Below are 25182 nucleotides of genomic sequence, written 5' to 3'. Positions count from 1 at the left end.
CAAGGAGACCCCCGATGAGCACCGCGATAAAGACCGCTCGCATCTACCGCGATCACCCTCATGCGCCGGCTTTCGCCCAGGTTTCGCTGGACTATGACGGCCGCTTTCTGCGCCGCAAGATGCTGGCCACGGATGCGGGAGAGACCTTTCTGGTCGATCTGGCGCAGACCCGCTCGCTCGACCATGGTGGCGTGCTGGTGCTGGAGGACGGGCGCGAGGTCGAGATCGTCGCGGCCCCCGAAGAGTTGCTCGAGGTTGGCGGCGACAACCTGTTGCAACTGGCCTGGCATATCGGGAACCGGCACACGCCCTGCCAGATCGAGCCGACCCGCCTGCTGATCCAGCGCGATCATGTCCTGCGCGACATGTTGTTGAAGCTGGGGGCCGAGCTGCGCGAGGTTGTCGAACCCTTCACTCCCGAAGGCGGGGCCTATGGCCACGGCAGGACCCATGGCCACGCCCACTGACACCGCTATCCTGACGCTGACCCAATGGTTGTCCCCGGCCTACCCGGTGGGGGGGTTCGCCTATTCCCACGGGCTGGAGGCCGCGATTGACGCGGGTGCGGTCACAACCGTGCAAGACACCGGCGCCTGGATCGCGGATGTGCTGGACCACGGGGCGGGCTGGAACGATGCGCTGTTTCTTGTCGCGGCCCATCGGGCGGGGGATGCAGGCGCACTGGCGGGTATCGACGCCACCGCGCGGGCCTTTTGCGCCTCGTCCGAACGGGTAATGGAAACCCACCTTCTGGGGCAGGCCTTTGGGTCCGTGACCGGCGATGTCTGGGGCTTCGAGTTGGGCGGACTTGCTTATCCGGTCGCAGTGGGACATGCGGCGCGCTTGCAGGATCTGCCGCTCTTGCTGACGACGCAGATTTTCCTTCAGGCTTTCATGAGCAATCTGGTCGCCTGCGCCACCCGCCTTGTGCCCCTGGGCCAGACAGAGGCGCAGCGGTTGATCCGTGAGCTGACACCACTCTGCGCGCAGCTTGCGGAACAGGCGCTTGCGGCTGGGCTGGACGATCTGAGTTCGACCGCGTTCCTGGCCGATATCGCGTCGATGAAACATGAAACCCAGTATTCAAGGATCTTTCGAACATGAGCAGCATGAACGGCCCCCTGCGCGTCGGCATCGGCGGACCTGTCGGCGCGGGCAAGACCACCTTGACCGCCGCCTTGGCCGAGGCCCTGCGCGATGTCTGTTCCGTCGGTGTCATCACCAATGACATCTATACGCAAGAGGATGCCGAGGCCCTGATGCGGATGCAGATCCTGCCACAGGACCGGATCATCGGGGTTGAGACCGGCGGCTGCCCGCATACCGCGATCCGCGAGGATGCCTCGATCAACCTGGCCGCCGTGGCCGAGCTTTGCGCACGCCATCCCAACCTGGATATCGTTCTGATCGAAAGCGGCGGCGACAATCTGTCGGCCACTTTCAGCCCGGAACTGGCGGATGTGACGCTCTACGTGATCGACGTCGCAGCGGGCGAGGAGATCCCCCGCAAGGGCGGGCCGGCGATCACGAAATCCGATATCCTGATCATCAACAAGACCGATCTGGCCCCGCATGTGGGCGCGTCGCTGGAGGTGATGGAGCGGGATGCGCGCAGGATGCGAAAGGAGCGTCCATTCGTATTCACCGCGCTGCGTCATCGGACCGGGATCGATCAGGTTGTCGAACTGCTGGCGAGCATCGGGGGGCTGAACGGGCATTGTTGCAGAACTCCGGCTTGCGGCGTGATTTCCCCTTACCCCACTGAGGTCATTCCATGCGGACGATTTCGGCGGTGCCGAGGGCGTTGAAGCGGTTCATGAGAGCAATGCGGATGTGGATTTCGGCGGTCTGGCGGTCGGGGTCTCTCGCCATGATGCGCTCACCGAAGGCTTTCAGGCAGCGCATCTTCGCCTCGATCCGGCTGCGGGCGTGGTATCCGGTCCAGCGCTTCCAGAACGCCCGGCCGTAGTAGCGGGTCGCGCGCAAGGTCTCATTGCGGACCTTGGCGACCGGGCAGTCTTCTTTCCAAGGCCGCCCATTCTTGCGTATCGGGATGATCGGCACAGCATCACGCGCGATTATGGCGGTGTGGCGGCGGCGCGTGTCATAGGCACCGTCAGCGGTGACCTTGCCAATTTGCTCGTCTGCCGGGATTTGGCCTAGCAGGTCGGGCAGCACGGGGCTGTCGCCATCCCGGTTGGGGGTAAATTCGACGGCACGGATGTCGGACCTGGTCGGGTCCATGGCCAGATGTACCTTGCGCCATTGGCGCCGCCACTGCACCCCGTGCGTGCGGGCCTGCCATTCGCCATCGCCGAGGAACTTGATGCCTGTGCTGTCCACGAGCAGGTTGAGCGGTCCGTCGCCACGGCGACATGGGACCTGAACGGCAAGGGTCTTCTGCCTGCGGCAGAGGGTGGAAAAGTCGGGCACCGGCCAATCCAGTCCCGCCAGCTTCAACAGGCTCGCGACCATCCCCTCGGTCTGTCTGAGAGGCAATTTGAACAGCACCTTGATCGACAGACAGAATTGGATCGCTGCATTAGAGAACACCGGCGGGCGCCCAGGGCAGCCTTCATGCGGCGCGAACCACGCCATCTCCTTGTCCAGCCAGATAAGCAACGACCCACGTTTGCGGAGCGCAGCATTGTAGGTGGACCAGTTTGTCGTGCGGTAACGGGCGGGCTTGGGCTTGCTCTTATCATCCGTCTAACCGCATGGATTCGTGATGTGAATCCTTCATGGTCAGAGTTCTGCAACAATGCCGGTCTCTACCGCCACCACTCCTCGTGACCTGCGGAAAAATACACTCTAATCAGAGAGCAGGTATCCAATACGGTTTTAGGAAGACTGAGTGGTGGGCGACCCTGGAATCGAACCAGGCGTGCGTCTCCGCGAGGGAGTTACAGTCCCCTGCCACACCTTGCGGCCTGTCGCCCACTGTCAGGCGTTGCGCCTGACGTGGAGGCGTGATTACTAGCGTCCCAATGGAGCGTCAACAGGAAAAATCCGCTTTGGCGCAGGAAACTTTTGCCGCACCCGGAGGGCGCTGAACATGAAGAAACCGAAATGGGTGGTCGAGAAGGAACAGGCCAAAAAAGCGTCCGCCTCCGAGACGGTCTGGCTGTTTGGTCTGCATGCCGTGCGCGATGCGCTGATGAACCCGAAACGCGAAAAACTCCGCCTGATCGTGACGCTGAACGCGCGGGAAAAACTGGCCGAGGCCATCGACGCGGCGGGGATCGAACCGGAACTGGCCGATGCCCGCAAGTTCACCGCGCCGATCGACCCCGGCTCGGTCCATCAGGGCGCGGCGCTTGAGGTCAAGCCGCTCAACTGGGGCAGTCTGGCCGAGGTCGCGATCGGGGCGGAAAGCCCGCGGCTGATTCTGCTCGACCGGGTGACCGACCCGCATAACGTGGGCGCCATCCTGCGTTCGGCCGAGGTTCTGGGCGCCAGCGCCGTGATCGGCACCCGCCACCATTCGGCGCCCGAAACCGGTGCCCTGGCCAAGACCGCCAGCGGCGCGCTGGAACGGCAGCCCTATCTGCGGATGCGCAACCTGGCCGATGCTATCACCGAGTTGCAGGACATGGGCTATCTGGTGCTGGGGCTGGATGGCGAGGCCGACGAGACGATCGAGACCGCGCTGGCCGGGCAACGCGACCGTGCGGTGGCGCTGGTGCTGGGGGCCGAGGGGCCGGGGTTGCGGCAAAAGACCAAGGAAACGGTCGACAAGCTGGTCAAGATCGACGCGGCAGGCGGTTTCGGCTCGCTCAACGTCTCGAATGCGGCGGCAATCGCCCTATATGCTTCCAAATCGCATTAACCGGACCCAGACCCCATGCCCAAGCTTGTCACCTGCTGTTACTGCGGCGCCCGCGCGACATTGGCGGCGGGGCGGTCGGGCATGCTGGCCTGCGAGGCCTGCGGCGCGCCCATCCAGCAGGTCGAGGCCGCCCCGGCGCCCGAGCGAACGAAGCCCGCGCCGGTGCCTTTGAAACCGGACGTCGAGCAGGTCGTTTCGCAACCGCAGCAAAAGCCGGACAAGAAGCGCAAGCCGAAGAAGCAAAAGAAGCGCAAGGGGCTGTTCTCGCGCGCATTGGATGAGGTCTGGGACAAGGTCGAGGATATCTTCGACTGATCCCCGCACACGGGTCGATCACATAACCGTCAAGTCTCTTTCCTATTGGCTTCGAGAGCGGCATTTTATCCCACGACGAAACCATATCGCGTGACGATGCTGAACCGACGTACCCTCTTGACCGGCCTTGCCGGTGTCCTGACCGCCGCTGCCCTGCCTCTTTGGGCGGAGACACCCGTTTTCTTTGCCGAAGACGGCGCTGCGATTCGCGGTTATGACACGGTGGCCTATTTCACCGAAGGCACCCCGGTACCGGGGGCGCCCACGATCGCGGTGATGTGGAAAGGGGCGCTCTGGCATTTTGCCAGCCACGAGAACCGCGCCGCGTTCGAGGCCAATCCCCGCGCCTTTGCACCGCAATTCGGCGGGTATTGCGCCTATGCGGTTGCGCGCGGCTATACCACCGACACCGATCCCACCGCCTGGCAGATCGTCGACGGAGAGCTGTTTCTCATCCACTCTCCCGAGGTTGCCCGGCTCTGGGCCGAGGATATCGCGGGCAATATCGACGGCGCCCGCCGCAACTGGCCGGCTGTCCTGGACCGGTAATTGCGCGGCTGCGTCGACGCCCTGTCATCACTTTTTTGGCGCGCCCCTCTTTTTTTCTGAATATGAGTGCCTAAATGTCACAATGACCGCGGACTGGAACTGCCGTGCGTCATTTCACTGTCCCTCGTTCCGTACCTGGCGCCCAAGCATGACTTGGGCGCTTTTTTCTTGTCTCCGGGTGGTTTAGGGTTCGGTCATGCCAGACTATTCCGACGATCATCTTAAACAGATTCTCAAGCGCACAAAGGTGATTGCCGTTGTCGGCGTGTCGATGAACCCTGTGCGCCCCAGCTATTACGTGGCCCGCTATCTGGGGCTGAAAGGGTACCGGGTGATTCCGGTCAATCCGGGCCATGCCGGCCAGCGCCTGTTCGGCGAGACGGTGCGCGCGGGTCTGTCCGAGATCAGCGAACCGGTCGATATGGTCGATATATTTCGCCGCTCTGATGCGGTGCCGCCCATCGTCGAGGAGGCGCTGGAGGTTTTTCCCGGCCTCAAGACGATCTGGATGCAGATCGGGGTCGAGCATGCCGAGGCTGCGGCGCAGGCCGAGGCGCGCGGGATCGACGTGATCCAGAACCGCTGCCCCAAGATCGAATATCAACGGCTCTTTGGCGAATTGCGCATGGGCGGTTTCGCCACCGGCATCATCTCGTCCAAGCTTTAAGAGGGCTGGCGCGCCAGTTTCTCGGCAGCTTTCTTCTCCAGCACCTCGCGCTGCGGGCGCCAGTTATAGCGCGTGTCCTCGCGGGTGGGGGCCCAGAACAGGTCTCCACCATAGCGCCAGGGATCCAGCACGATGCCGTCGAACATGTCATCGCCCCGGCGGCTGAGGATGGCGGTGCTGTGGTCGATCCGCCAGATGCTGTCGGGATCGGCAATGGCGCGATGCACGACCAGGGTGCGGAAATTTTCCTGATTGAGGCGCTTTTGCATGTCCTGGGCATAGTGCACGCACAGGCCGCGCTCGCGAAAGCCGTTCAGAACCTTGGCGTTATGCACGATGGGGCTGCTGGTCACGTTATACTCGCGCGCCAGTTGCCGACCGTAACTGTATGAAATCTCGGCGGCGCGCTGCGCTTCGGCGGGGTCCACCTCCGGCCCCAGCGCGCGTAGGTGTTGCGCCAGCGCGGCCACGTCTTTCTGGCTGATGGTTTGCGTGTCGCTACAGGCGGTCAACAGCAGCACGGCCAGCGTGGCGAGCAGGGCGCGGAATGTGATCATGGGATACCTCGGTCGGGATCGTCGGTTCCGGTGCTTGGATCGTACCGCTCAGCGCCGGAGGGTCAACCTTTGGTCCGCGCCGCCTTTTCGGCGATGCCGCTCTGGCCCTGGCGGCGGGCCAGCTCGGCCAGCACATCATCCAGTGCCACATCGCGCGCGGCCAGCATGACGAGGAAGTGATAGAGCACATCCGCCGCCTCTGAGGTGAGCTTGGCCCGGTCGCCCTTCACCGCTTCGATGATCGCCTCTATCGCCTCTTCCCCGAATTTCTCGGCGCATTTCTCGGGCCCTTTGGCCAGCAGCTTGGCGGTCCAGCTGCTGTCCGGGTCGGCACCCTTGCGGGCCTCGATGGTGGCAGCAAGATCGTGCAGGATACTCATGTCAGCCTCATCGGGATGCCGGCGGCGGCCATGTGTTCCTTGGCCTCGCGGATGGTATACTCGCCAAAGTGAAAGATCGAGGCGGCCAGCACCGCGCTTGCATGCCCCTCGGTCACACCTTCGACCAGGTGATCCAGCGTGCCGACGCCGCCCGAGGCGATCACCGGCACGTCGACCGCATCGGCGATGGCGCGGGTTAGGGGCAGGTTGAAGCCCGATTTGGTGCCGTCGCGATCCATCGAGGTCAGCAGGATCTCTCCGGCCCCCTTGGCGGTGACAAGACGGGCAAACTCCACCGCGTCGATCCCGGTGGGCTTGCGCCCGCCATGGGTAAAGATCTCCCAGCGGCCCGGCGCTACCGTCTTGGCGTCGATGGCGCAGACGATGCACTGGCTGCCGAACCGGTCGGCGGCCTCGGCAATGACGTCCGGATTGGCCACCGCAGCCGAGTTGAAGCTGACCTTGTCGGCGCCCGCCAGCAGCAGCGCGCGCACATCGGCATGCGTGCGCACGCCGCCGCCCACGGTGAGCGGCACGAAACACTGCTCGGCGGTGCGGCTGACCACGTCAAACATGGTGCCGCGGTTTTCATGGGTGGCGTGGATGTCGAGAAAACAGATCTCGTCCGCGCCCGCCGCGTCATAGGCGCGGGCGGCATCCACCGGGTCGCCCGCGTCGCGCAGGCCGACGAAATTCACGCCCTTGACCACGCGGCCATCGGCGACGTCGAGACAGGGGATGATGCGGGTCTTCAGCATGGCGGCCTCGCGGGTTGCCGGGGTCGCCCGTCTTTACTGTGCCCCCGGCGCGGATGCAATCGCGCCGCCGTGCCGGGCGATGCGGCGCATGGCCCCGCGCACGATCAGGATATGAAACGGCATCACCACCGCCAGATAAACCCGCCCCAGCAGGTTGTTGCGATGCACCCAGGTCGCCATGTGCAGCCGCCCGGCCTGTTGGACCAGCGCGATGCGAAAGTTCAGGTGGCTGTCATCGGCGCCCAGGATCAGCTCGTCCGCACCCTCGTAGGTGACCGGAAAGATCGCCTTGTCGCCAGTGTCGGAAACCTCGGTCTTGAGGCCAAGCGGCCGCACGATCCAGTTGCGCAGGCGTAGCAGGGCATTGGCCCAGCCGGGCAGGGACAGCCCGATCTCTGCCGCCTCGCGCGGCGATATCCGGCTCTCTACCGCATAGCCATCGATGAAATCGCCAGGCTGCACCGCCTGCCACAGCTGCGCGGTTGCGGGCAGCGGGGTCTTTTCGACAACAGCATAGCTGCGGGTCATATGCGTTCCCCTTGAGGTCTGCCCGGATCACACAGCAAAGCGCCCGGTCCCGAAACCGGGCGCGGTGTCGCAGTCCTCAGCCCTTGAGCGCGCTCAGCGCCTGTTTCAGGTCGAGCGCCCCGTCATAGAGCGCCCGGCCCGAAATCGCGCCGTTCAGCGCCGCGCCGCAATCGCGCAGCGCGATCAGATCCTCCAGCGAGGAGACCCCGCCCGAGGCGATGACCGGGATCGACACGGCACGGGCCAGATCGGCAGTTGCCTCGATATTCGGCCCCTTCATGGCGCCGTCGCGCAGAATGTCGGTATAGATGATCGCGGCCACGCCCGCATCCTCGAAGGATTTGGCCAGATCGGTGACCATCACGTCGGTCTCTTCGGCCCAGCCCTTGGTGGCGACGCGGCCGTTGCGGGCGTCGATGCCCACGGCCACTTTGCCGGGGAAGGCCCGCGCCGCCTCGCGCACCAGATCGGGGTTTTCGACCGCCACGGTGCCGAGGATCACACGGGCCAGCCCCTTGTCCAGCCAGCGTTCAATGGTGGCCATGTCGCGGATGCCGCCACCCAGCTGCGCGGGTACCTTGCACTGCTCCAGGATTGCCTCGACCGGAGCGGCATTGACCGGCTCTCCGGCAAAGGCACCGTTCAGGTCGACCAGATGCAGCCATTCACAGCCCGCCGCGACAAACTCCAGCGCCTGCGCGGCGGGATTATCATTGAACACGGTCGCCTGGTCCATCTCGCCATGTACGAGACGCACGGCCTGGCCGTCCTTGAGGTCGATTGCGGGGTAGAGGATCATGGGCAAGCGGCTTTCTGCTGAGTGACGGCCGCGATATGGCACAAGACAGCAAGGCGATGCAACGCGACCCAAAGTCAGCCTTGCTCGACTGGCGCCGGGCGCGCCACACTGGCTGCAAACAGGAGGGAATACGAATGAACAGACTGATTCTCGCCGCTGCGCTTGGTCTTGGTGCCGCGAGTGCCGCCCTTGCCGATCCGGCGGCAGGTACCTGGAAAACCGAACCGGGCGATACGGGCGGCTATCTTCACGTTGCTGTCGCGCCTTGCGGTTCGAATGTTTGCGGGACCATCAAGACTGCTTTTGACAAGGATGGGGCCGAGCAGACAGATTACGAACACAAGGGCAAGCGTATGATCTGGGACATGCAGCCGGGTGGCGGCGGGTCCTATTCGGGGGGGCAGATCTGGGCGCCCGATTCCAACAAGACCTACAGCTCCAAGATGTCGCTCGATGGAAACGCGCTGACCGTCAAAGGCTGCGTCGCCGGTGGACTGATTTGCCGTGGCCAGACCTGGAAACGCGTCAACTGAGTCTGGAAACGGCAGGGGCTTTTGCCCCTGCCTTCGACGGGCGAATTCAGACGGCGCCGGTGTATTCGCCCCGCGCTGGGTAATTGTTGGGGATTGCGAAATCCAGCGCCGCCACCAGTTCCGCGAAATGCGGACGCACAAAGGGCATGGTCTGCACCGCGCCGTAATAGAGCGTGCGTTCGGGCGTGACCAGGAACAGGCCCGGTTCCGAGAACAGCGCCGGTTCCTCGATCCCGATCGAGGTCTTGCCGCGGGAGGTGGAGATATAGAGCCCCCAGTCGCGCGCCTCGGCCAGGGGCAGGTTATAGGCAAAGCGCAAAGCGCGCTCGCCGCCGACCTTTTCCGCCATCGCCTGCGCGCGCTCTTCGCTGTCCGAGCTGACGGCAACGCAGGACACGCCGCGTTCGGCGAAATCCGCCACCCGCTTTTCCAGCTCTTTGAGATAGGTGGCGCAGATCGGGCAATGCAGGCCACGATAGAAACAGATCAGCGTGCCGCGCGTCGAGGTTTCGGCACTTAGATCGAACTGGCCACCGCCCACCAGCGGCAGCGACAGGGGCGGGGTGGTCTGACGGGGCATCAGCATCGGAGATCTCCTTGGGATGTGAATTGCCCCGCCTTGTCGCAGGGTTTAATGTTCGGGAAATCCGAATTTTCTGACAGGGGCTCCGATATTGGCATGGACAGGCTGACGACATTGATGGAGCGGTTCCAGCTGCGGGTCGAGGCCGCCGCGCCGGAGGAAGCCAATCTGCTGGCCCTGGCTGGGGCTGACGGGGGGCCGGTTGAATTGCTGTTCTATCCTGCGGGAACTGGGCAGCTGGGCGATCCGCTGTTTGCGGCGCGCGTGAGTTGGTCGGGAGAGAGCAACCCGTTTCTGGCAGCGCTGCCCGAAGTGGTCCGGTTCGATCTGAGCGCCGATCCCGAGGCGCGCGCGGTGGTGGAGCTGATCCGGGTCGAGGTCGCGGCGCGGCGCTGCGGGGCGCAATCGGTGATCAACCGGCTGGGCGAGGTATTGATGGTGCGCCTGTTGCGGGACCAGATCGCACAGGGGGCGACCCGCCCGGGCCTGTTGGCCGGGCTCGCCGATCCGCGCCTCAGCCGGGCTATCGTGGCGATGCATGACCATCCGGGCCGGGTCTGGACCAATGGCGATCTGGCGGCCGAGGCCGGTCTGTCATTGTCACGTTTCGCCGAGCTTTTTGCAGCACAAGTGGGCGAGACCCCGATGGGCTATCTTAGGCGCTGGCGGCTGACCCTCGCGGCGCAGGACCTCGGTCGCGGCGACCGGGTCGACCGGGTGGCGCGGCGCTATGCCTATGGCTCGCCCGAGGCCTTTGCCCGCGCCTTTCGCCGCGCCTATGGGGCGGCGCCGATGGCGCTGCGCAGTGGGTGAGGCTAGGATGCCGGAGTTCTGCAAGAACTCCGGCCCGGAAAACATCTGTTTTCCGACCCGTTATCCGTTCCGGAAAACGGCCCCCCTTTCAGGGGCGCCAGGTCAGGAAATTGCCGATCATGCGCAGGCCGATGGCTTGGCTTTTCTCGGGATGGAATTGCAGGCCAACCATCGTATCTCTTCCAACCACCGCGGTGACAGGCCCGCCATAATCCACATGCGCTAGCCGCTCGGCGGGATTGGTGACCCGGAAGTGATAGGAATGCACGAAATAGACGTGATCGCCACTGGTGATCCCGTCAAAGACCGGGTGTTCCGTTTCGATCACAAGATCGTTCCAGCCCATATGCGGCACTTTCAGCGCGACATCCGCAGGCGTGATGCGCACCACGTCGCCCGCGACCCAGCCCAGCCCGGGTGTCTCTTCGTATTCGTGGCCGGTGGTGGCCATCAGTTGCATGCCGACGCAGATGCCCAGAAAGGGACGGCCCTTCTGCTCGACAGCCTCGACCATCGCGTCATAGAGCCCCTTGTGGCCGCGCAGTTCCGCCGCGCAGGCGGGGAAGGCACCATCGCCCGGCAGCACCAGCCGGTCGGCGCGGGCCACCACATCGGCGTCCGAGGTCACCACGACCTCGCCCGCGCCGGTCTCGCGCGCCATGCGCTGAAACGCCTTTTCGGCCGAGTGCAGGTTGCCCGATTCATAGTCGATGATGGCGGTGAGCATCAGAGCGTGCCCTTGGTCGAGGGGATGGCGTCGCCCTTGCGCGGGTCCGCCTCCACCGCCTGACGCAGGGCACGGGCCACCGCCTTGAACGCGGCCTCGGCAATGTGGTGGCTGTTCAGCCCGTGCAGCTGGTCGACATGCAGGGTGATGCCGCCATGGGTGCTGAAGGCCTGAAAGAACTCGCGCACCAGTTCGGTATCAAACGTGCCGATCTTGGCTGTCGGCAGGTCCACGTTCCACACCAGGAAAGGCCGACCCGACAGGTCGAGCGCGCAGCGCACCTGCGCATCGTCCATCGGCAAGTGGCATTCGCCATAGCGGCGGATGCCGCGCTTGTCGCCCAGGACGGCGCTCAGCGCCTGACCCAGCGCGATGCCGGTATCCTCGACCGTGTGGTGGTCGTCGATGTGATAGTCGCCCTTGGCGCGGATCGTCATGTCGATCAGCGAATGGCGCGCCAGCTGGTCCAGCATATGGTCGAAGAAGCCGACGCCGGTCTGGTTGTCATAGGCTCCGGTCCCGTCGAGGTTGAGTTCGACCGAGATCTCGGTCTCGGCGGTCTGGCGGCTGATGCTGGCACGGCGCATGGGCGGGTTCCTTCTGATCTCGGCTGGCTTTTGGCACGGGGCGCGTGCAAATGCCAGAGTGCCGCGACTCGGGCGCTGCGATCTGTTGCGCGAAAACAGGGGATTGCACCCGGTGGCGGCGCGTGTCAGCCTTTGGCCGAACAAGCATGAGAGAGGCGGCATGACCACCTGCGTATTCATCCAGATCCGCTGCAAGCCCGGCAGCACCTACAAGGTGGCCGAGGATATCGCGCTGCGCGAGATTCATTCCGAACTTTATTCCACCAGCGGCGAATACGACCTGTTGATGAAGCTCTACATCCCGGCGGGCGCGGATGTGGGCAAATATATCAACGACCATCTGCTGGTGATCCCCAATATCGAACGCTCGCTGACCACGATGACGTTCAAGGCGTTCTGAGCGGCGCCAGCGCGCCGTAGAGCGGGCAGCCCAGCGTCTGGTTCAGGGCGCGGATCAACTCTTCGACGGTCTCGGTCGAGACATATTCCCCGCCCGTGGCCTGGGCCAGACATTCGGCCGGGCTGATCGTCTCGGGGACGGTGGGGTTGCCGTCGCCCCCTTCCCAGCCGAAGAATTGCGAACGCACCCGGAACCCGATCACATGCACGGTCAGGCCGGGTGCGGTACGGGCCAGATCGGTCGCCAGCGCACATGGCGTACCGCCGCAGGTCTCTTCGCCATCGGTGACCAGAACGATAACACCTGGGCGGGGCGGCTCGTCAAACACGCGGGCGGCCAGGTCGACGGCATCGGTCAATGCGGTGTTGCCATCGGGCTCGATCCCGTCGATGAGATTCAGGATCGGCCCCGCTGCATCGGGGCTGGGGGCGAAGGGCATCGAGACCCTCTTGCACAGATCACCGTCCGCTGCGCCATCCATGGCGGCACCATATGTGACCAGACCCAGCCGGCGCAGGGTGGCAATCCGGGGCAGGGTGTCATGCATCGCCTCGCGCGCGTCCAGGATGCGGGGCCGGTCGAGGCCATTATACCCCATCTCGGCCATCGAGCCGGAGGCGTCGAACACGATCATCGCATCGCTGGTGCAGTCGGCCTCGCCGATTGCGGGCGCGGGAGCGAGACCCGCAACAAGAAGCGCCGCCACGCGGGCGGCGCGTCCGGTGCGACCGGATGCCGGGGTGTCAGAGTCGCGCTCCATACCCCAGCTTGGCCGAGGCACGGGCGATCTGTCCATGCGCCAAAGGTCGAAGGGTCAGGCGGCGATCAGCCCCTTGTCCTTCAACTCGGCATAGGCGGCGTCGACGGCTTTCTTGAGGCGGCGCAGCATCTCGTCCACCTCGTCCCTGGTGATGATCAGCGGCGGGCAGAGTGCGGCCGAATTGCCTGCGACCGCGCGGATCAGCAGACCGTTTTCCTGTGCCAGCCGCTGCACGGTGGCGCCGCCCGCGCCTTTTTCGATGGTCGCACCGGTGGTCTTGTTCGACACCAGCTCCAGCGCCGCGATCAGTCCCTTGCCGCGCACCTCGCCCACCAGCGGGTGATCGGTGAAGATGGCGCGCAACTGCTCCTGCATATGAGCGCCCACCTCGGCCGCATGGTCAAAGATCTTGTCGCGTTCGTAGATCTCCAGCGTTTTCAGCGCCGCGGCGCAGGCCACCGGATGCCCGGAATAGGTATAGCCATGGCCGAACACGCCGACCGCCGCCGAAGGCGCGATCATCTTTTCATACATCCAGCCCGGGATGACCGAGGCCGAGATCGGGAAATAGGCCGAGCTGAGCTGCTTGGCAAAGGTCATCAGGTCGGGCTTGATCCCCATGGTGGTGCAGCCGAAATCGGCGCCGGTGCGACCAAAGCCGCAGATCACCTCATCCGCCCAGACCAGGATGTCATGCTTGCGCAGCAGGGCCTGGAGCTTTTCGTAATAGCCCTCGGGCGGGACGATCACGCCCGAGGCGCCGGTGATGGGCTCGACGATCATCGCGGCGATGGTATCGGCGCCCTCGGCCAGGATCTGCTGTTCCAGATTGTCGAGGATGCGGTCGACGAACTGCGCCTCGGTCTCGTTGCCCTGACGCCCGGTATAGTAATGCGGCGCGTCCGAGCGCAGGATATGCAGCGCCTCGACCGGCGCATCGAAATGCGCCAGGTTCGCGGGCAGCGAGGTCAGCGAACCGGCGGCCACGGTCACCCCGTGATAGCCGCGCTCGCGGGTGATGATCTTGCGCTTTTCCGGCTTGCCGATGGCGTTGAAGTAGTAACGCAGCATCTTGTAATGGGTGTCGTTGGCATCCGAACCCGAGTTGCCGAAGAAGAAATAGGCATCCTCGACCGGCACCATCGCCTTGAGCTTTTCGGCAAGCTTCATGATCGGCTCATGGGTCTTGCCGCCAAAGGTGTGGGAAAAGGGCAGCTTGTTCAGCTGATCGGTGATCGCGCCGATCACCTCGGCATTGTCATAGCCCAGCGAGGTGCACCAGAGACTGGCCAGCCCCTCGATATACTCGTTGCCGTCCGCGTCATAGACATAGATGCCCTTGCCATGGTCCAGCACAAGCTGTTCGGTGGCGGCAAGGTTGGTGGTGGGATAGATCACAGGGGCCATGGCCAGATACCTCCGGTTAGCCGCACGGGGCGGCGAGTCAGTTGCGCCAAGCATTGCCGCAGATCGCGGGCGGCGTCAAAATTTTTGATCAAAATGAAGGTGCGACGGATAACCATCCCGAAACGCGAAAGGCCGCCCATTGGGCGGCCTGTCCGAGTATCTGGAGCGGGCGATGAGATTCGAACTCACGACCCTTACCTTGGCAAGGTAATGCTCTACCCCTGAGCTACGCCCGCATCCGTGGGGCGGTGATTAGTTGGGCAAGGCCCGGCCCGCAAGGGAAATCGTGCAGCGATTGCGGACAGCCGCGCCGGTGGTGTCGAAAACCATTGATAGCCCGCACGAAACCGGACCATGCTGGCCAGACCATTGGGGAGGTACTTATCATGAAACTTGCAGCACTCGCGCTGGCGCTTGGGTCGACGGTTGCGGTTCCCGTTCTGGCCCAGTCTCTGGAGCACTGGGGATCCTCGGATTACTGGGATGTGATGATCGATCCGACGCTTGGGAACGGCTGTCTGATCCAGTCGGAATTCACCGACGGCTCGATCGTGCGTATCGGCTTCGACCGCCTGCAGGGGGCGGGCTACGTGACCGCTTTCAACGAAGCCTGGGGCGGTATCGTTGAAGGGGAGTGGTATCCGGTCCTGTTCGCGCTTGACGGCGAGGAATACGAGGCCGAGGCGCGCGGTATGTATCTCGAAGGTTTACCGGGTGCGGATATTCTCTTCGACAACCCCGATTTCCTGTATGACATCGCCGCCAGGTACACGATGACGCTGTACAACGAGAATGGCGAGGTGATGTCGATCGACCTTACCGGCAGCATGGCCGCGCTGGAGGCCGCGATTGCGTGTCAGGAAGAAATGGGCTGACCCGGCCCAAGACGGACCGCTCCGATCCACAGAAATCCGAACTGTTCTGAAGTGATCTGGAGCGGGCGATGAGATTCGAACTCACGACCCTTACCTTGGCAAGGTAATGCTCTACCCCTGAGCTACGCCCGCATCCGTTTGGCCATCCGGCCTGAGGTCTCAATCTGGAGCGGGCGATGAGATTCGAACTCACGACCCTTACCTTGGCAAGGTAATGCTCTACCCCTGAGCTACGCCCGCCCCGTTTGAGTGAGGAGGGAGATATAAACTACTGCCGGGGCCTGCAAGTGGAAAATGCGGGCCGGGCGGAAAATTCTTTGCCCCGTTTTCCGGGCGCTGGCACGGGCGGGGACAGGTATGAAAAAGCCGCGCCCGGTTGGGGGCGCGGCCTGTGTCTCGGGATGGGCCTCGGGCCTATTCCAGCTCGACCAGCAGGTCCTTGGCGTCGATCTGGCCGCCGGGCTGGACATGCACCGCCTTGACGGTGGCGTCGCGCTCGGCATGGATGCCGGTTTCCATCTTCATCGCCTCGATGGTCAGCAGCAGATCGCCCGCCTTGACCTGCTGCCCGGCCTGCACCGCGACGGTGGCCACCACGCCGGGCATCGGCGCACCCAGGTGGTTGGCATTGCCCGGCTCGGCCTTGGGGCGCTGCATGGTGGTGGACTTCACCAGCCGGTTCGGCACCCGGATCACGCGGGGCTGGCCGTTGAGTTCAAAGAACACCTTGACCTCGCCGTTCTCGTCGGTCTCGCCGATGGCCTGGCAGCGGATTTCCAGCGTCTTGCCAGGGTCGATCTCGGCAGTGATCTCTTGGCCCGGCTCCATCCCGTAAAAGAAGGTGCGTGTGGGCAGGGTGCGGACGGGGCCGTATTGGCGGTGGCGGCCCATGTAATCCATGAACACCTTGGGATACATGAGATATCCGTTCAGGTCCTCGTCATCGACCTCCTTGCCCTCCAACTCCTTGGACACCTGGGCGCGGACCGCTTCCAGATCGACGGGCGGCAAATGCGCGCCCGGGCGCTCGGTATTGGGCGCCTCTCCCTTCAGAACCTTGGACAGGATCGCGGTGGGGAAGCCGCCCGGCGGTTGGCCCAGATTGCCGCGCATCATGTCGATGACCGAATCCGGGAAGGCCACGTCGCTCTTGGGGTCCTCGACCTGGGCGCGGGTCAGGCCCTGGCTGACCATCATCAGCGCCATGTCGCCCACCACCTTCGAGCTGGGGGTCACCTTGACGATATCGCCGAACATCTGGTTCACATCGGCATACATCTGCGCCACCTCATGCCAGCGCTCTTCCAGCCCCATCGAGCGCGCCTGCGCCTTGAGGTTGGTGAACTGGCCGCCGGGCATCTCGTGCAGATAGACCTCGGAGGCGGGGGCCTGAAGCCCGCTTTCGAAGGCCGCGTATTGCCCGCGCACCGCCTCGAAATAATCGCTGATCTCGCGGATCGCCTTGACGTCCAGCCCGGTGTCGCGGTCGGTATGGCGCAGCGCCTCGACCACGGTACCCAGCGTCGCCTGGCTGGTATTGCCCGAGAAACTGTCCATCGCGCAATCGACCGCGTCCACCCCGGCCTCAGACGCGGCGAGGATGGTGGCGCTGGCGATGCCGGCGGTGTCGTGGGTGTGGAAGTGGATGGGCAGGCCCACCTCTTCCTTGAGCGCGCGGATCAGCACCTTGGCCGCGGCGGGTTTCAACAGGCCCGCCATATCCTTGAGACCCAGCACATGGGCGCCCGCGTTGCGCAGTTCCTTGCCCATGGCCACATAGTATTTCAGGTCATACTTGGCGCGGTCGGGGTTCAGGATATCGCCGGTGTAACAGATCGTGCCTTCGCAGATCTTGTTCTGCTCGACCACCGCATCCATGGCGACGCGCATGTTTTCGACCCAGTTCAGGCTGTCGAAGACGCGGAACACGTCGATGCCCTTGGCGGCCTGGCGCACGAATTCGCGCACCACGTTGTCGGGATAGTTGGTATAGCCCACCCCGTTGGCGCCGCGCAGCAGCATCTGGGTCATCAGGTTGGGCATCGCCTCGCGCAGGTCGCGCAGTCGCTGCCAGGGGCATTCCTGAAGGAAGCGGTAGGCCACGTCAAAGGTCGCGCCGCCCCAGCATTCGACGCTGAACAGTTGCGGCAGGTTGGCGGCATAGGCGGGTGCCACCCGGATCATGTCGATCGAACGCATCCGGGTTGCCAGCAGCGACTGGTGACCGTCGCGCATCGTGGTGTCGGTGATCAGCAGCTGGCGCTGCGCCTTCATCCAGTCGGCCACCGCCTGCGGGCCCTTCTGCTCCAGCAGGTTGCGGGTGCCCATGCGCGGCTCGCCCCGCTTGGCGGGCGGTTTGGGCATGCGGGCCTCGGCGGCGGGCATCGGGCGGTCGCGGGTTTCGGGATGCCCGTTCACCGTGATATCGGCGATATAGGTCAGCACCTTGGTGCCCCGGTCGCGCCGTTTCTTGAACTGGAACAGGTCCGGCGTCGTGTCGATGAATTTGGTGGTGTATTCGTTCGACAGGAAGGTCGGGTGTTTCAGCAGGTTCTCGACAAAGGCGATATTGGTGCTGACACCACGGATGCGGAATTCGCGCAGGGCGCGGTCCATCCGGGCGATGGCCTTTTCCGGGGTCGGCGCCCAGGCGGTGACCTTGGTCAAGAGCGAGTCGTAATAGCGTGTGATCACACCGCCCGCATAGGCCGTGCCGCCATCCAGGCGGATGCCCATGCCGGTGGCCGAGCGATAGGCGGTGATGCGGCCATAATCGGGGATGAAATTGTTGAGCGGATCCTCGGTGGTGATCCGGGTCTGCAACGCGTGGCCGTTCAGCGCGATCTCGTCCTGGCTGGCCTTGCCGGTGGCCTCGGCCAGCGGTTTGCCCTCGGCGATCAGGATCTGGGCCTGCACGATGTCGATGCCCGTCACCTCTTCGGTCACCGTATGCTCGACCTGCACGCGCGGGTTGACCTCGATGAAATAGAAATTGCCGCTGTCCATATCCATCAGGAATTCGACGGTACCGGCGCATTCATAGTTCACATGGGCGCAGATACGGCGGCCGAGATCGCAAAGTTCCTCGCGCTGGGCTTGGCTCAGATAGGGGGCGGGGGCGCGTTCGACCACCTTCTGGTTGCGGCGCTGAACCGAGCAGTCGCGCTCCCACAGGTGATAGATCTCGCCATGCTTGTCGCCCAGGATCTGCACCTCGACGTGGCGGGCGCGGATGATCATCTTTTCCAGATACCCCTCGCCGTTGCCGAATGCGGCCTCGGCCTCGCGGCGGCCCTCCATGACCTTTTCGGCCAGTTCCTTTTCGCTGTGGATGGGGCGCATGCCGCGTCCACCACCGCCCCACGAGGCTTTGAGCATCAACGGATAGCCGATCTCGGCGGCCTCGGCGCGGATCGCATCCATGTCGTCGCCCAGAACCTCGGTCGCGGGGATCACCGGAACACCGGCGGCAATGGCTACCTTGCGGGCGCTTGCCTTGTCCCCCAGCGCGCGCATGGTCTCGGCGCGCGGCCCGATGAAGGTGATGCCGTTCTTGACGCAGGCATCGACGAAATCAGGGTTCTCGCTCAGCAGGCCATAGCCCGGATGGATCGCATCGGCGCCGCTTTCCTTGGCCACCCGGATGATCTCGGGGATCGAGAGATAGGCGGCGACCGGGCCCATGCCCTCGCCGATGCGATAGGCTTCGTCGGCCTTGAACCGGTGCAGGCCCAGCTTGTCCTCTTCGGCATAGACGGCAACCGTCTTCTTGCCCATCTCGTTGGCGGCGCGCATCACGCGGATGGCGATCTCGCCCCGGTTGGCAATCAGGATCTTCTTGAATTCGGTCATGGCAGGTCCCGGTAATTGGTCAGTTGGCAGTGGGGTTTACGCGGACAATAGCCGCAGTGATATTGGTAGTTCTGGGTAGAACCGGCATGTTATCGCTCGCATCCGCCGCATTTCGATATGACCGGGTGCGGAGAGGGTCACTGTGCGGCGCTCAGGGGGCGGGTGGGCGGCAAGTCGCTGGCGCGCGCGGCGCCCAGTTGGCCCAGGTTCGATTCGATGTCCTTTTGCAGGATGTCGATGGCATGCGCGACGCCCTGCGGGCCAAGTGCCGCCAGCGCGAAATGAAAGGCCCGGCCCAGCATCACGAAATCGGACCCCAGCGCCAGCGCGCGCAAGATATCGAGCCCACCCTCGACGCCGCTGTCAAAGATCAGCGGTAGACTGGTCGCGGCGCGGATCTGCGGCAACATCTCGGCCGCGCCCGGGGCACCGTCGAACTGGCGCCCGGCATGGTTCGAAACCCAGAGCGCATCGACGCCCAGACGCTCCATCCGTTCGCCATCCTCGGGGCGCAGGACGCCTTTGACGACAAACGGCCCCTGCCAGGCATCGCGCAGCCAGGCCACGTAATCCTCGGTGGGTGAGGTGCGCAACAGATAGCCGATATGCGCGGTGGGTGGCAGATTGGTCAGACCCTGGCTGTATTTGTCCAGCGTGCGCATATGCGGCATGCCGCTGCGAGCCATGCCCATCGCCCAGGCCGGGCGCATGGCCACCTGTGCCAGCAGGCGCGGGGTCAGTTTCGGTGGCTGGGTCAGGCCCGAACGGACCTGCCGCTCGCGGCGCGAGGCGACTGGCACATCAACCGTCAGGACCAGCGTCTTGAACCCGGCCTGCCGCGCCCGCTCGACCAGGTCGCGGCGGATATCCGGGTCCTTCGGCGGGTAGAGCTGGAACCAGGCCTGCGGCCCGATATGGGGGGCGAGGTCCTCTGGGCTTTGCGCCGCGACGGTGGACAGGCAATAGGGAATGTTGGCGCGGGCGGCGGCGCGGGCCAGATGGCCTTCGGCATCGGGCCAGATCAGACCGGACATCCCCACGGGGGCAATGCCAAAGGGCAGGTCGTAGGTCATGCCGAGGAGCGTCGTGGTCAGATCATGTTCGAGCGGGCCATGCAGGACCGAGGGCAGAAACCCGATGCGATCAAGCGCCGCCCGGTTGCGGGCCTTGGTGGCCTCGACCCCGGTACCGCTGTCCAGATACTCCCAGACGAAGCGAGGCAGGCGCCGCTTGGCACGCCATTTCAGGTCCATGATACCGGGAAACGCACTGTGCACATCCATGCGGCGCATTAATGGGTGACGTCGGGGAAAAGTCTAGTCCCGGATATGTCATTCCCTCAAGATTTTTCTGCGCTGCGGCGGTGGCGGCTGGTCACCCGCCCCCGGCCTATTCTGCGGCAAAACTCCCCTCGGCCCGAGGTGGATCGTCAGGGGGCGCGGCTGTCTTTGCGGGTTTCGGTCCGGACGGTTCGCGCTGATCGGCACCGGCGGATTGCGCCACCCGCACCTGATTGCGCCCCATTCCCTTGGCCTCGTACAGCGCGTCGTCCGCGGCGCGCATCAGGTTCTGTGGCATGGTTCCGTGGCGGGGGTAATGCGCCACCCCGGCCGAGATGGTCACGCGCGGCAGGGTCTTTTCGCCATAGCGGACGGTGACCTCTTCGACCGACTGGCGCAGCAATTCGGCGCGTGTCATCACATCGTCGGGTGTGCAGTCGGGAAGCACCAGCATGAACTCCTCACCGCCGATGCGACAGGCCACCTCGTCCCGGTCGCAGGCCTGTTCCAATGCTGCTCCGACCGCGCGCAGCACCATGTCGCCGGCATCGTGGCCATGAATATCGTTGAACTTCTTGAAATGATCCACGTCGACCGCGATCAGGCTGAGCCTGCCACCACGGGTCTGGCAATGCAGCAGCTGCTTGCGCAGGGTCTCGGTCAGGTGGCGCCGGTTGAACAGGCCCGTCAGCGGGTCGCGCACCGACTGGTCGTGCAACTGGTCGCGCATCCGCACGTTTGCAATCGCCATGCTGATCTGTTCGGCGCACATCTGTGCCAACCGCTTGCTGGTCGAGAAATCCGCCTCGGCCCCGGCCCGCGCCCGCAGATGCATCAGCCCGACGGTTTCGCCATGAGCCAGGATCGGAAAGCAGAAATAGGGCCGGCCGTCATGCGGTTCGGCATGGTCACAGACGAAATCGACCTCGGAGGCGCCGTATTCATAGGACCGCCCCCGACGCAGGCCCCAGCAGGCCTCGGGGTGGATATGATCCTTGAACGCGCCGCCGTTCCATCCGGCACTGCCATCCAGCACATCGCGAGAGTTGGAATAGACATAAAGACTACCCTCGGCATCAGGCAGGATATGCTCCATGAAACGGGACACCATCGCGAACAGCTCTTCCAGCGCGCGACACGACTGCAGCCATTCGTTCAACTCGCCCAGAAGACGCACCTCGCGCGCCAGCCGCAACTGTTCGTCCATCAGCGAGCGCTCGGTCGCCGTGCGCGATTGCAGCGCCGCGAAACGGGCGCGGTTGGTGCGGTAGATCACCAGCATCGTCGCGCACATGGTCAACAGGGCAAAGCTGCTGAGCGCCGCCAGCACCAGTTGCAACCGCGTGGCAAAGGTCTGCCGGCGCTCGCTGACATCGGCATAGAATTTCAGCGCTCCCAGAAACTGGCCGTCCACGATCACCGGGGTATAGACCTCGGCGATACAACGCGCGTCGTCCTGCTGTCCCTCCCGCGCGGCGGGCATGGCGACGTCAACCTCGGTGATCGGTCGCTCGACCAGAGAATAGTGGGTTCCTCCGCGTGCCACCACGTCAAAGAATGGGGCATCCGGGGTAAGCGTGCCGAGCTCGGCGCTGCGGGTGGACCAGATCACCCGCCCCTCTGCGTTCAGCAGCTTGAGCCGGTAGGCATCCGAGGTACTGGGCATCAACATCAGGAATTCGATGTCATGTTCGTCAAGCTCGCCGCTGGCAAAGACCTCGGGCAGATGCTCCAGATGCATCGTGATCCCGCGGGTCCACAGCTGCGCCTGTTTGCGGATATCGGACTCGATCATCCGGTCGACGACCGGGGTGGGCAGGCGAAACACCGACCAGGCGGCGACGCCCACCATCGCGCTCAGAAACAGGGCCAGGCCGACCCATCTTAGTTGCCAACTGACGGAGGCCCTGTGTCCCAAGCTTCTCTCCCGCGCTCGCCCAAACCGTCTCAAGGCTGGGTGCGCGAGTTTACAAAGCCGTTAACAGATTCCCCCAGCGCTCCGCCAAAATCGTTAAACTTGCTGCAAAACGTGATGGAGAACCGAAATAACCTGTGAACAAGCCGTGAACAAACCCTTTCCCTCGGCCCCGTTCCGGCGTAATTTGCCCCCATGAGCAGTTATGACGACATGGACGCCTTTGAAGGCGTCTCGCTTTCCGCGCGCGCCATGGCGGCGCGCCCCACGCCGTATCTGGATGACCTCAACCCCGCTCAGCGCGAGGCGGTGGAGCGTTTGGACGGTCCCGTCCTGATGTTGGCGGGCGCGGGCACCGGCAAGACCAAGGCGCTGACCGCGCGCATCGTGCATCTGTTGATGACCGGCCGTGCCCGGCCCAACGAGATCCTGGCCGTGACCTTTACCAACAAGGCCGCGCGCGAGATGAAGACCCGCGTCGGCCGCATGCTGGGCCAACCCGCCGAGGGCATGCCCTGGCTCGGCACCTTCCATTCGATCTGTGTCAAGCTGCTGCGCCGGCATGCGGAACTGGTCGACCTGAAGTCGAACTTCACCATTCTCGACACCGACGACCAGCTGCGCCTCCTCAAGCAGCTGGTGCAGGCTTCCAATATCGACGACAAGCGCTGGCCCGCGCGGCTCTTGGCCAATATCATCGACGGCTGGAAGAACAAGGCGCTGACGCCCGACAAGCTGTCCGCTGCCGAGGCTGGCGCCTATAACCATCGCGGGCCCGAACTGTATGCCCAGTACCAGACCCGCCTGCGCGAGCTGAACGCGGTCGATTTCGGTGACCTGCTGTTGCACATGGTCACCATCTTTCAGACCCACCCGGATGTGCTGGAACAGTATCAGCGCTGGTTCCGCTATGTGCTGGTGGACGAGTACCAGGATACCAATATCGCCCAGTATCTGTGGTTGCGGCTGCTGGCGGGCGGGCATCGCAACATCTGTTGCGTGGGTGATGACGACCAGTCGATCTATGGCTGGCGCGGTGCCGAAGTGGGCAATATCCTGCGGTTCGAAAAGGATTTTCCCGGTGCCCATGTGGTGCGGCTGGAGCAGAACTATCGCTCGACCCCGCATATCCTGGCCGCCGCATCCAATGTCATTCGCGGCAACGAGGGGCGGTTGGGCAAGGAGCTGTGGACCGATGCGCAAGAGGGCGAAAAGGTCCGCCTGATCGGCCATTGGGATGGCGAGGAAGAGGCCCGCTGGATCGGCGAAGAGATCGAGGCGATGCAGGGCGGCACACGGGGCGTGCAGCCGGTCTCGCTGGATGAAATGGCGATCCTGGTGCGCGCGGCGCATCAGATGCGCGCGTTCGAGGATCGCTTTTTGACCATCGGCCTGCCTTACAAGGTGATCGGCGGCCCGCGCTTTTACGAGCGGATGGAGATCCGCGATGCCATGGCCTATTTCCGGCTGGTCACCAGCCCCGAGGACGATCTCGCCTTTGAGCGGATCGTTAATACCCCAAAGCGCGGCCTGGGCGACAAGGCGCAACAGGCCATTCGCGCGGTTGCGCGCGAAAACGGGGTGTCGCTGGTCGAAGGTGCCCGGATCGCGGTGGAGAACGGCCTGATCAAGGGGAAGGGCGGCAAGGCGCTGGGCGAGTTGACCGACGGTCTGGCCCGCTGGGCTGCACTGACGCGCGGCCCGCGAATCGAGATCGACGACGAGTCGGTTGTGGACGATGACACCGCCCCGATGCAATTCGGTGCGCCCGAAATGTCGCATATCGAATTGGCGCAGGTGATCCTGGACGAGTCCGGCTATACCGCCATGTGGCAGAACGACAAGACGCCCGAGGCGCCGGGGCGGCTGGAAAACCTCAAGGAACTGGTCAACCAGCTCGACAATTTCGAGAACCTGCAAGGGTTTCTGGAACATGTCAGCCTGGTGATGGACAATGAGCAGGACAGCGGCGGGGCCAAGGTCTCGATCATGACTCTGCACGCGGCCAAGGGGCTGGAATTTCCCGCCGTCTTCCTGCCGGGATGGGAGGACGGGTTGTTCCCCTCGCAACGCTCGATGGATGAAAGCGGCCTCAAGGGGCTCGAAGAGGAGCGGCGGCTGGCCTATGTGGGCATCACCCGCGCCGAAGAGGTCTGTACCATCTCCTTTGCCGCCAACCGGCGGGTGTTCGGCCAGTGGCAGAACGCGCTGCCCTCGCGGTTCATCGACGAATTGCCCGAGGATCATGTCGAGGTGTTGACGCCACCGGGCCTCTATGGCGGTGGCCTGTCCAGCCCCGGCATCGAAAGTCGCGCAGCGGCGGCGGATGGCTATAACTCGCCCGGCTGGAAACGGCTCCAGGCGCGTCAGGGTCAACATGGGCTTTCACAACCGCGCGAAAGCCGCACCACGGTGATCGATCTCAACGCGGTGGCCAGTTTCACACTGGGCGAGCGCGTCTTTCATCAGAAATTCGGCTATGGACAGGTGATCGGCATCGAGGGCGACAAGGTCGAAGTCGATTTCGACAAGGCCGGACTCAAGAAGGTTGTTGCCCGTTTTCTGTCTGCCAAAGACGACGTGCCGTTCTAGAGGCCTTCGACAAGAACCATGTTGGTTGTCGCGGTACGCTGTCGGATTTTCGCCAGCTCCTGATAGTCCGGGTCATTCTTCCAGGCCCGGGCTTTTTCCATATCTGGAAACTCCATCAGCACCACCCCGCCTTCAGGCCAAGTTCCCTCGACGCATTCCACCGGTTTTGACGAAACCGTAAGCAGGCGGCCATTGTGGCGTTCGAAAATCGGCATGAAGCCTGCGAGATACTCCTGATATCCTGTCGGATCTCGGATTTCTATTTGCGCAATGAAGTAGGCAGGCATTCGGCATCCCCCCATGGAAATTGTGACTTCAGTTTAGGTTTTCCACGAACAAAAGAAAACGGCGGTTCCCAGGGAGGAGGAGGGGAACCGCCGTTCTTTGCAACACCGGGGCAGGGAGGAGGAGAAGCCCCGATGTATCCGAACCCGGGATCGACGCCCGGTATGAGGGTCGCGGCGGTGCAGGGAGGA

26 protein-coding genes, 4 tRNA genes and 1 pseudogene are annotated in these 25182 nt (G+C 63.9%); 12 read left to right on the top strand and 19 right to left on the bottom strand.

Features of this window, described 5'->3' with window-relative positions; translation table 11 throughout:
• Positions 1-14 precede the first annotated feature (14 nt).
• The 3 genes from ureE to ureG are packed head-to-tail and all read left to right on the top strand — an operon-like array spanning position 15 to position 1808.
• The gene (gene ureE, locus AC2FLM_RS04750) at positions 15-467 is read left to right on the top strand and encodes an urease accessory protein UreE (protein ID WP_496856151.1); all 453 of its coding nucleotides are present in this window, start codon (positions 15-17) and stop codon (positions 465-467) included.
• Positions 451-1104, top strand: a complete 654-nt coding sequence (locus tag AC2FLM_RS04745) for an urease accessory protein UreF (protein WP_496856149.1) — start codon at positions 451-453, stop codon at positions 1102-1104. Before ureE ends, AC2FLM_RS04745 begins: the two co-directional genes overlap by 17 nt.
• Positions 1101-1808 carry an urease accessory protein UreG gene (gene ureG / locus AC2FLM_RS04740; protein ID WP_496856147.1) on the top strand — a complete coding sequence of 236 codons (708 nt, stop codon included), beginning with the start codon at positions 1101-1103 and terminating at the stop codon, positions 1806-1808. Before AC2FLM_RS04745 ends, ureG begins: the two co-directional genes overlap by 4 nt.
• Here ureG and AC2FLM_RS04735 read toward each other — a convergent pair.
• Both AC2FLM_RS04735 and AC2FLM_RS04730 read right to left on the bottom strand, forming a co-directional pair.
• Positions 1768-2697: pseudogene (locus tag AC2FLM_RS04735) on the bottom strand (IS5 family transposase); the annotation flags it as partial. The gene ureG and the pseudogene AC2FLM_RS04735 sit on opposite strands and share 41 nt — an antisense overlap.
• A 158-nt stretch (positions 2698-2855) precedes the next feature.
• Positions 2856-2939 (bottom strand) — tRNA-Tyr (locus AC2FLM_RS04730).
• Positions 2940-3055: 116 nt separating this feature from the next.
• Between AC2FLM_RS04730 and rlmB the strand changes: the two genes are divergently transcribed.
• The 4 genes from rlmB (at position 3056) to AC2FLM_RS04710 (ending at position 5360) form a co-directional block, all read left to right on the top strand.
• Positions 3056-3829, top strand: coding sequence for a 23S rRNA (guanosine(2251)-2'-O)-methyltransferase RlmB (gene rlmB, locus AC2FLM_RS04725; protein WP_496856144.1), 774 nt, complete (start codon positions 3056-3058; stop codon positions 3827-3829).
• A gap of 15 nt (positions 3830-3844) precedes the next feature.
• Positions 3845-4144, top strand: a complete 300-nt coding sequence (locus AC2FLM_RS04720) for a hypothetical protein (RefSeq protein ID WP_234219210.1) — start codon at positions 3845-3847, stop codon at positions 4142-4144.
• Positions 4145-4240: 96 nt separating this feature from the next.
• Complete coding sequence (locus AC2FLM_RS04715) at positions 4241-4693, top strand: YHS domain-containing (seleno)protein (protein WP_234219211.1); 453 nt, start codon at positions 4241-4243, stop codon at positions 4691-4693.
• Between the two features lie 196 nt (positions 4694-4889).
• Positions 4890-5360 carry a CoA-binding protein gene (locus AC2FLM_RS04710; RefSeq protein WP_234177101.1) on the top strand — a complete coding sequence of 157 codons (471 nt, stop codon included), beginning with the start codon at positions 4890-4892 and terminating at the stop codon, positions 5358-5360.
• On the opposite strand, the gene AC2FLM_RS04705 is transcribed toward AC2FLM_RS04710, so the two are convergent.
• From AC2FLM_RS04705 to hisA, 5 genes are all read right to left on the bottom strand, one after another.
• Positions 5357-5917 carry a hypothetical protein gene (locus tag AC2FLM_RS04705; RefSeq protein ID WP_234143338.1) on the bottom strand — a complete coding sequence of 187 codons (561 nt, stop codon included), beginning with the start codon at positions 5915-5917 and terminating at the stop codon, positions 5357-5359. The genes AC2FLM_RS04710 and AC2FLM_RS04705 overlap by 4 nt on opposite strands.
• A 62-nt stretch (positions 5918-5979) precedes the next feature.
• Positions 5980-6297 (bottom strand): phosphoribosyl-ATP diphosphatase, encoded by a 318-nt coding sequence (locus AC2FLM_RS04700; RefSeq protein ID WP_496856141.1) that lies wholly within the window; start codon positions 6295-6297, stop codon positions 5980-5982.
• Positions 6294-7055, bottom strand: a complete 762-nt coding sequence (gene hisF / locus AC2FLM_RS04695; RefSeq protein WP_234216311.1) for an imidazole glycerol phosphate synthase subunit HisF — start codon at positions 7053-7055, stop codon at positions 6294-6296. The genes AC2FLM_RS04700 and hisF overlap by 4 nt, the downstream gene beginning before the upstream one ends.
• 33 nt (positions 7056-7088) lie before the next feature.
• The gene (locus tag AC2FLM_RS04690; protein WP_496856139.1) at positions 7089-7583 is read right to left on the bottom strand and encodes a DUF2867 domain-containing protein; all 495 of its coding nucleotides are present in this window, start codon (positions 7581-7583) and stop codon (positions 7089-7091) included.
• Between the two features lie 76 nt (positions 7584-7659).
• Positions 7660-8382, bottom strand: a complete 723-nt coding sequence (hisA, locus tag AC2FLM_RS04685; RefSeq protein WP_234143342.1) for a 1-(5-phosphoribosyl)-5-[(5-phosphoribosylamino)methylideneamino]imidazole-4-carboxamide isomerase — start codon at positions 8380-8382, stop codon at positions 7660-7662.
• 134 nt (positions 8383-8516) lie between these two features.
• On the opposite strand from hisA, the gene AC2FLM_RS04680 reads away from it, so the two are divergent.
• Positions 8517-8915, top strand: coding sequence for a DUF2147 domain-containing protein (locus tag AC2FLM_RS04680; protein WP_164131859.1), 399 nt, complete (start codon positions 8517-8519; stop codon positions 8913-8915).
• A gap of 46 nt (positions 8916-8961) precedes the next feature.
• Here the strand turns inward: AC2FLM_RS04680 and AC2FLM_RS04675 are convergent, their stop codons facing one another.
• Positions 8962-9501 (bottom strand): peroxiredoxin-like family protein, encoded by a 540-nt coding sequence (locus AC2FLM_RS04675; RefSeq protein ID WP_496856136.1) that lies wholly within the window; start codon positions 9499-9501, stop codon positions 8962-8964.
• Between the two features lie 93 nt (positions 9502-9594).
• Between AC2FLM_RS04675 and AC2FLM_RS04670 the strand changes: the two genes are divergently transcribed.
• Positions 9595-10311: a helix-turn-helix transcriptional regulator gene (locus tag AC2FLM_RS04670; RefSeq protein ID WP_496856134.1), complete on the top strand. Its 717-nt coding sequence runs from the start codon at positions 9595-9597 to the stop codon at positions 10309-10311.
• A gap of 88 nt (positions 10312-10399) precedes the next feature.
• Here the strand turns inward: AC2FLM_RS04670 and hisH are convergent, their stop codons facing one another.
• Entirely contained in the window at positions 10400-11038 is a 639-nt protein-coding gene (gene hisH, locus AC2FLM_RS04665; RefSeq protein WP_234219218.1) for an imidazole glycerol phosphate synthase subunit HisH, read from the bottom strand.
• Positions 11038-11625: an imidazoleglycerol-phosphate dehydratase HisB gene (gene hisB / locus AC2FLM_RS04660; protein WP_496856131.1), complete on the bottom strand. Its 588-nt coding sequence runs from the start codon at positions 11623-11625 to the stop codon at positions 11038-11040. Before hisB ends, hisH begins: the two co-directional genes overlap by 1 nt.
• A gap of 160 nt (positions 11626-11785) precedes the next feature.
• Between hisB and AC2FLM_RS04655 the strand changes: the two genes are divergently transcribed.
• Entirely contained in the window at positions 11786-12025 is a 240-nt protein-coding gene (locus AC2FLM_RS04655) for an Lrp/AsnC ligand binding domain-containing protein (protein WP_044029069.1), read from the top strand.
• Here AC2FLM_RS04655 and AC2FLM_RS04650 read toward each other — a convergent pair.
• The 3 genes from AC2FLM_RS04650 to AC2FLM_RS04640 all read right to left on the bottom strand — a co-directional run bounded on the left by AC2FLM_RS04650 (position 12012) and on the right by AC2FLM_RS04640 (position 14428).
• Positions 12012-12821, bottom strand: coding sequence for a vWA domain-containing protein (locus AC2FLM_RS04650; protein ID WP_496856129.1), 810 nt, complete (start codon positions 12819-12821; stop codon positions 12012-12014). The two genes, AC2FLM_RS04655 and AC2FLM_RS04650, sit on opposite strands and share 14 nt — an antisense overlap.
• Before the next feature lie 18 nt (positions 12822-12839).
• Positions 12840-14192, bottom strand: a complete 1353-nt coding sequence (locus AC2FLM_RS04645; protein ID WP_496856127.1) for an aminotransferase — start codon at positions 14190-14192, stop codon at positions 12840-12842.
• Positions 14193-14353: 161 nt separating this feature from the next.
• Positions 14354-14428: transfer RNA gene (locus AC2FLM_RS04640), tRNA-Gly, on the bottom strand.
• A gap of 150 nt (positions 14429-14578) precedes the next feature.
• On the opposite strand from AC2FLM_RS04640, the gene AC2FLM_RS04635 reads away from it, so the two are divergent.
• Positions 14579-15067, top strand: coding sequence for a hypothetical protein (locus tag AC2FLM_RS04635; RefSeq protein ID WP_496856125.1), 489 nt, complete (start codon positions 14579-14581; stop codon positions 15065-15067).
• 57 nt (positions 15068-15124) lie between these two features.
• Here the strand turns inward: AC2FLM_RS04635 and AC2FLM_RS04630 are convergent.
• The 5 genes from AC2FLM_RS04630 to AC2FLM_RS04610 form a co-directional block, all read right to left on the bottom strand.
• Positions 15125-15199 (bottom strand) — tRNA-Gly (locus AC2FLM_RS04630).
• A gap of 33 nt (positions 15200-15232) precedes the next feature.
• Positions 15233-15307, bottom strand: a tRNA-Gly gene (locus AC2FLM_RS04625).
• Between the two features lie 174 nt (positions 15308-15481).
• Positions 15482-18919: a pyruvate carboxylase gene (locus tag AC2FLM_RS04620; protein ID WP_496856123.1), complete on the bottom strand. Its 3438-nt coding sequence runs from the start codon at positions 18917-18919 to the stop codon at positions 15482-15484.
• A gap of 137 nt (positions 18920-19056) precedes the next feature.
• Positions 19057-20211 (bottom strand): alpha-hydroxy acid oxidase, encoded by a 1155-nt coding sequence (locus AC2FLM_RS04615; RefSeq protein ID WP_496856121.1) that lies wholly within the window; start codon positions 20209-20211, stop codon positions 19057-19059.
• A gap of 97 nt (positions 20212-20308) precedes the next feature.
• Positions 20309-22051: a sensor domain-containing diguanylate cyclase gene (locus tag AC2FLM_RS04610; protein ID WP_496856325.1), complete on the bottom strand. Its 1743-nt coding sequence runs from the start codon at positions 22049-22051 to the stop codon at positions 20309-20311.
• Positions 22052-22309: 258 nt separating this feature from the next.
• On the opposite strand from AC2FLM_RS04610, the gene AC2FLM_RS04605 reads away from it, so the two are divergent.
• Positions 22310-24706, top strand: coding sequence for an ATP-dependent helicase (locus tag AC2FLM_RS04605; RefSeq protein ID WP_496856119.1), 2397 nt, complete (start codon positions 22310-22312; stop codon positions 24704-24706).
• Here the strand turns inward: AC2FLM_RS04605 and AC2FLM_RS04600 are convergent.
• Positions 24703-24993: a DUF1330 domain-containing protein gene (locus tag AC2FLM_RS04600; protein WP_234219233.1), complete on the bottom strand. Its 291-nt coding sequence runs from the start codon at positions 24991-24993 to the stop codon at positions 24703-24705. The genes AC2FLM_RS04605 and AC2FLM_RS04600 overlap by 4 nt on opposite strands.
• Positions 24994-25182 lie beyond the last annotated feature (189 nt).

This window comes from Ruegeria sp. SAZD011 (assembly GCF_059612545.1).
Note: the sequence above shows the minus strand (reverse complement) of the source record. Positions and strands in the feature narration are given on the sequence as shown.

Excerpts from the sequence above, each read along its gene's own strand:
- ureE (WP_496856151.1), top strand. The coding sequence starts at position 15 with ATGAGCACCGCGATAAAGACCGCTCGCATCTACCGCGATCACCCTCAT.
- AC2FLM_RS04745 (WP_496856149.1), top strand. The coding sequence starts at position 451 with ATGGCCACGCCCACTGACACCGCTATCCTGACGCTGACCCAATGGTTG.
- ureG (WP_496856147.1), top strand. The coding sequence starts at position 1,101 with ATGAGCAGCATGAACGGCCCCCTGCGCGTCGGCATCGGCGGACCTGTC.
- rlmB (WP_496856144.1), top strand. The coding sequence starts at position 3,056 with ATGAAGAAACCGAAATGGGTGGTCGAGAAGGAACAGGCCAAAAAAGCG.
- AC2FLM_RS04720 (WP_234219210.1), top strand. The coding sequence starts at position 3,845 with ATGCCCAAGCTTGTCACCTGCTGTTACTGCGGCGCCCGCGCGACATTG.
- AC2FLM_RS04715 (WP_234219211.1), top strand. The coding sequence starts at position 4,241 with ATGCTGAACCGACGTACCCTCTTGACCGGCCTTGCCGGTGTCCTGACC.
- AC2FLM_RS04710 (WP_234177101.1), top strand. The coding sequence starts at position 4,890 with ATGCCAGACTATTCCGACGATCATCTTAAACAGATTCTCAAGCGCACA.
- AC2FLM_RS04705 (WP_234143338.1), bottom strand. The coding sequence starts at position 5,917 with ATGATCACATTCCGCGCCCTGCTCGCCACGCTGGCCGTGCTGCTGTTG.
- AC2FLM_RS04700 (WP_496856141.1), bottom strand. The coding sequence starts at position 6,297 with ATGAGTATCCTGCACGATCTTGCTGCCACCATCGAGGCCCGCAAGGGT.
- hisF (WP_234216311.1), bottom strand. The coding sequence starts at position 7,055 with ATGCTGAAGACCCGCATCATCCCCTGTCTCGACGTCGCCGATGGCCGC.
- AC2FLM_RS04690 (WP_496856139.1), bottom strand. The coding sequence starts at position 7,583 with ATGACCCGCAGCTATGCTGTTGTCGAAAAGACCCCGCTGCCCGCAACC.
- hisA (WP_234143342.1), bottom strand. The coding sequence starts at position 8,382 with ATGATCCTCTACCCCGCAATCGACCTCAAGGACGGCCAGGCCGTGCGT.
- AC2FLM_RS04680 (WP_164131859.1), top strand. The coding sequence starts at position 8,517 with ATGAACAGACTGATTCTCGCCGCTGCGCTTGGTCTTGGTGCCGCGAGT.
- AC2FLM_RS04675 (WP_496856136.1), bottom strand. The coding sequence starts at position 9,501 with ATGCTGATGCCCCGTCAGACCACCCCGCCCCTGTCGCTGCCGCTGGTG.
- AC2FLM_RS04670 (WP_496856134.1), top strand. The coding sequence starts at position 9,595 with ATGGACAGGCTGACGACATTGATGGAGCGGTTCCAGCTGCGGGTCGAG.
- hisH (WP_234219218.1), bottom strand. The coding sequence starts at position 11,038 with ATGCTCACCGCCATCATCGACTATGAATCGGGCAACCTGCACTCGGCC.
- hisB (WP_496856131.1), bottom strand. The coding sequence starts at position 11,625 with ATGCGCCGTGCCAGCATCAGCCGCCAGACCGCCGAGACCGAGATCTCG.
- AC2FLM_RS04655 (WP_044029069.1), top strand. The coding sequence starts at position 11,786 with ATGACCACCTGCGTATTCATCCAGATCCGCTGCAAGCCCGGCAGCACC.
- AC2FLM_RS04650 (WP_496856129.1), bottom strand. The coding sequence starts at position 12,821 with ATGGACAGATCGCCCGTGCCTCGGCCAAGCTGGGGTATGGAGCGCGAC.
- AC2FLM_RS04645 (WP_496856127.1), bottom strand. The coding sequence starts at position 14,192 with ATGGCCCCTGTGATCTATCCCACCACCAACCTTGCCGCCACCGAACAG.
- AC2FLM_RS04635 (WP_496856125.1), top strand. The coding sequence starts at position 14,579 with ATGAAACTTGCAGCACTCGCGCTGGCGCTTGGGTCGACGGTTGCGGTT.
- AC2FLM_RS04620 (WP_496856123.1), bottom strand. The coding sequence starts at position 18,919 with ATGACCGAATTCAAGAAGATCCTGATTGCCAACCGGGGCGAGATCGCC.
- AC2FLM_RS04615 (WP_496856121.1), bottom strand. The coding sequence starts at position 20,211 with ATGCGCCGCATGGATGTGCACAGTGCGTTTCCCGGTATCATGGACCTG.
- AC2FLM_RS04610 (WP_496856325.1), bottom strand. The coding sequence starts at position 22,051 with ATGGTGGGCGTCGCCGCCTGGTCGGTGTTTCGCCTGCCCACCCCGGTC.
- AC2FLM_RS04605 (WP_496856119.1), top strand. The coding sequence starts at position 22,310 with ATGAGCAGTTATGACGACATGGACGCCTTTGAAGGCGTCTCGCTTTCC.
- AC2FLM_RS04600 (WP_234219233.1), bottom strand. The coding sequence starts at position 24,993 with ATGCCTGCCTACTTCATTGCGCAAATAGAAATCCGAGATCCGACAGGA.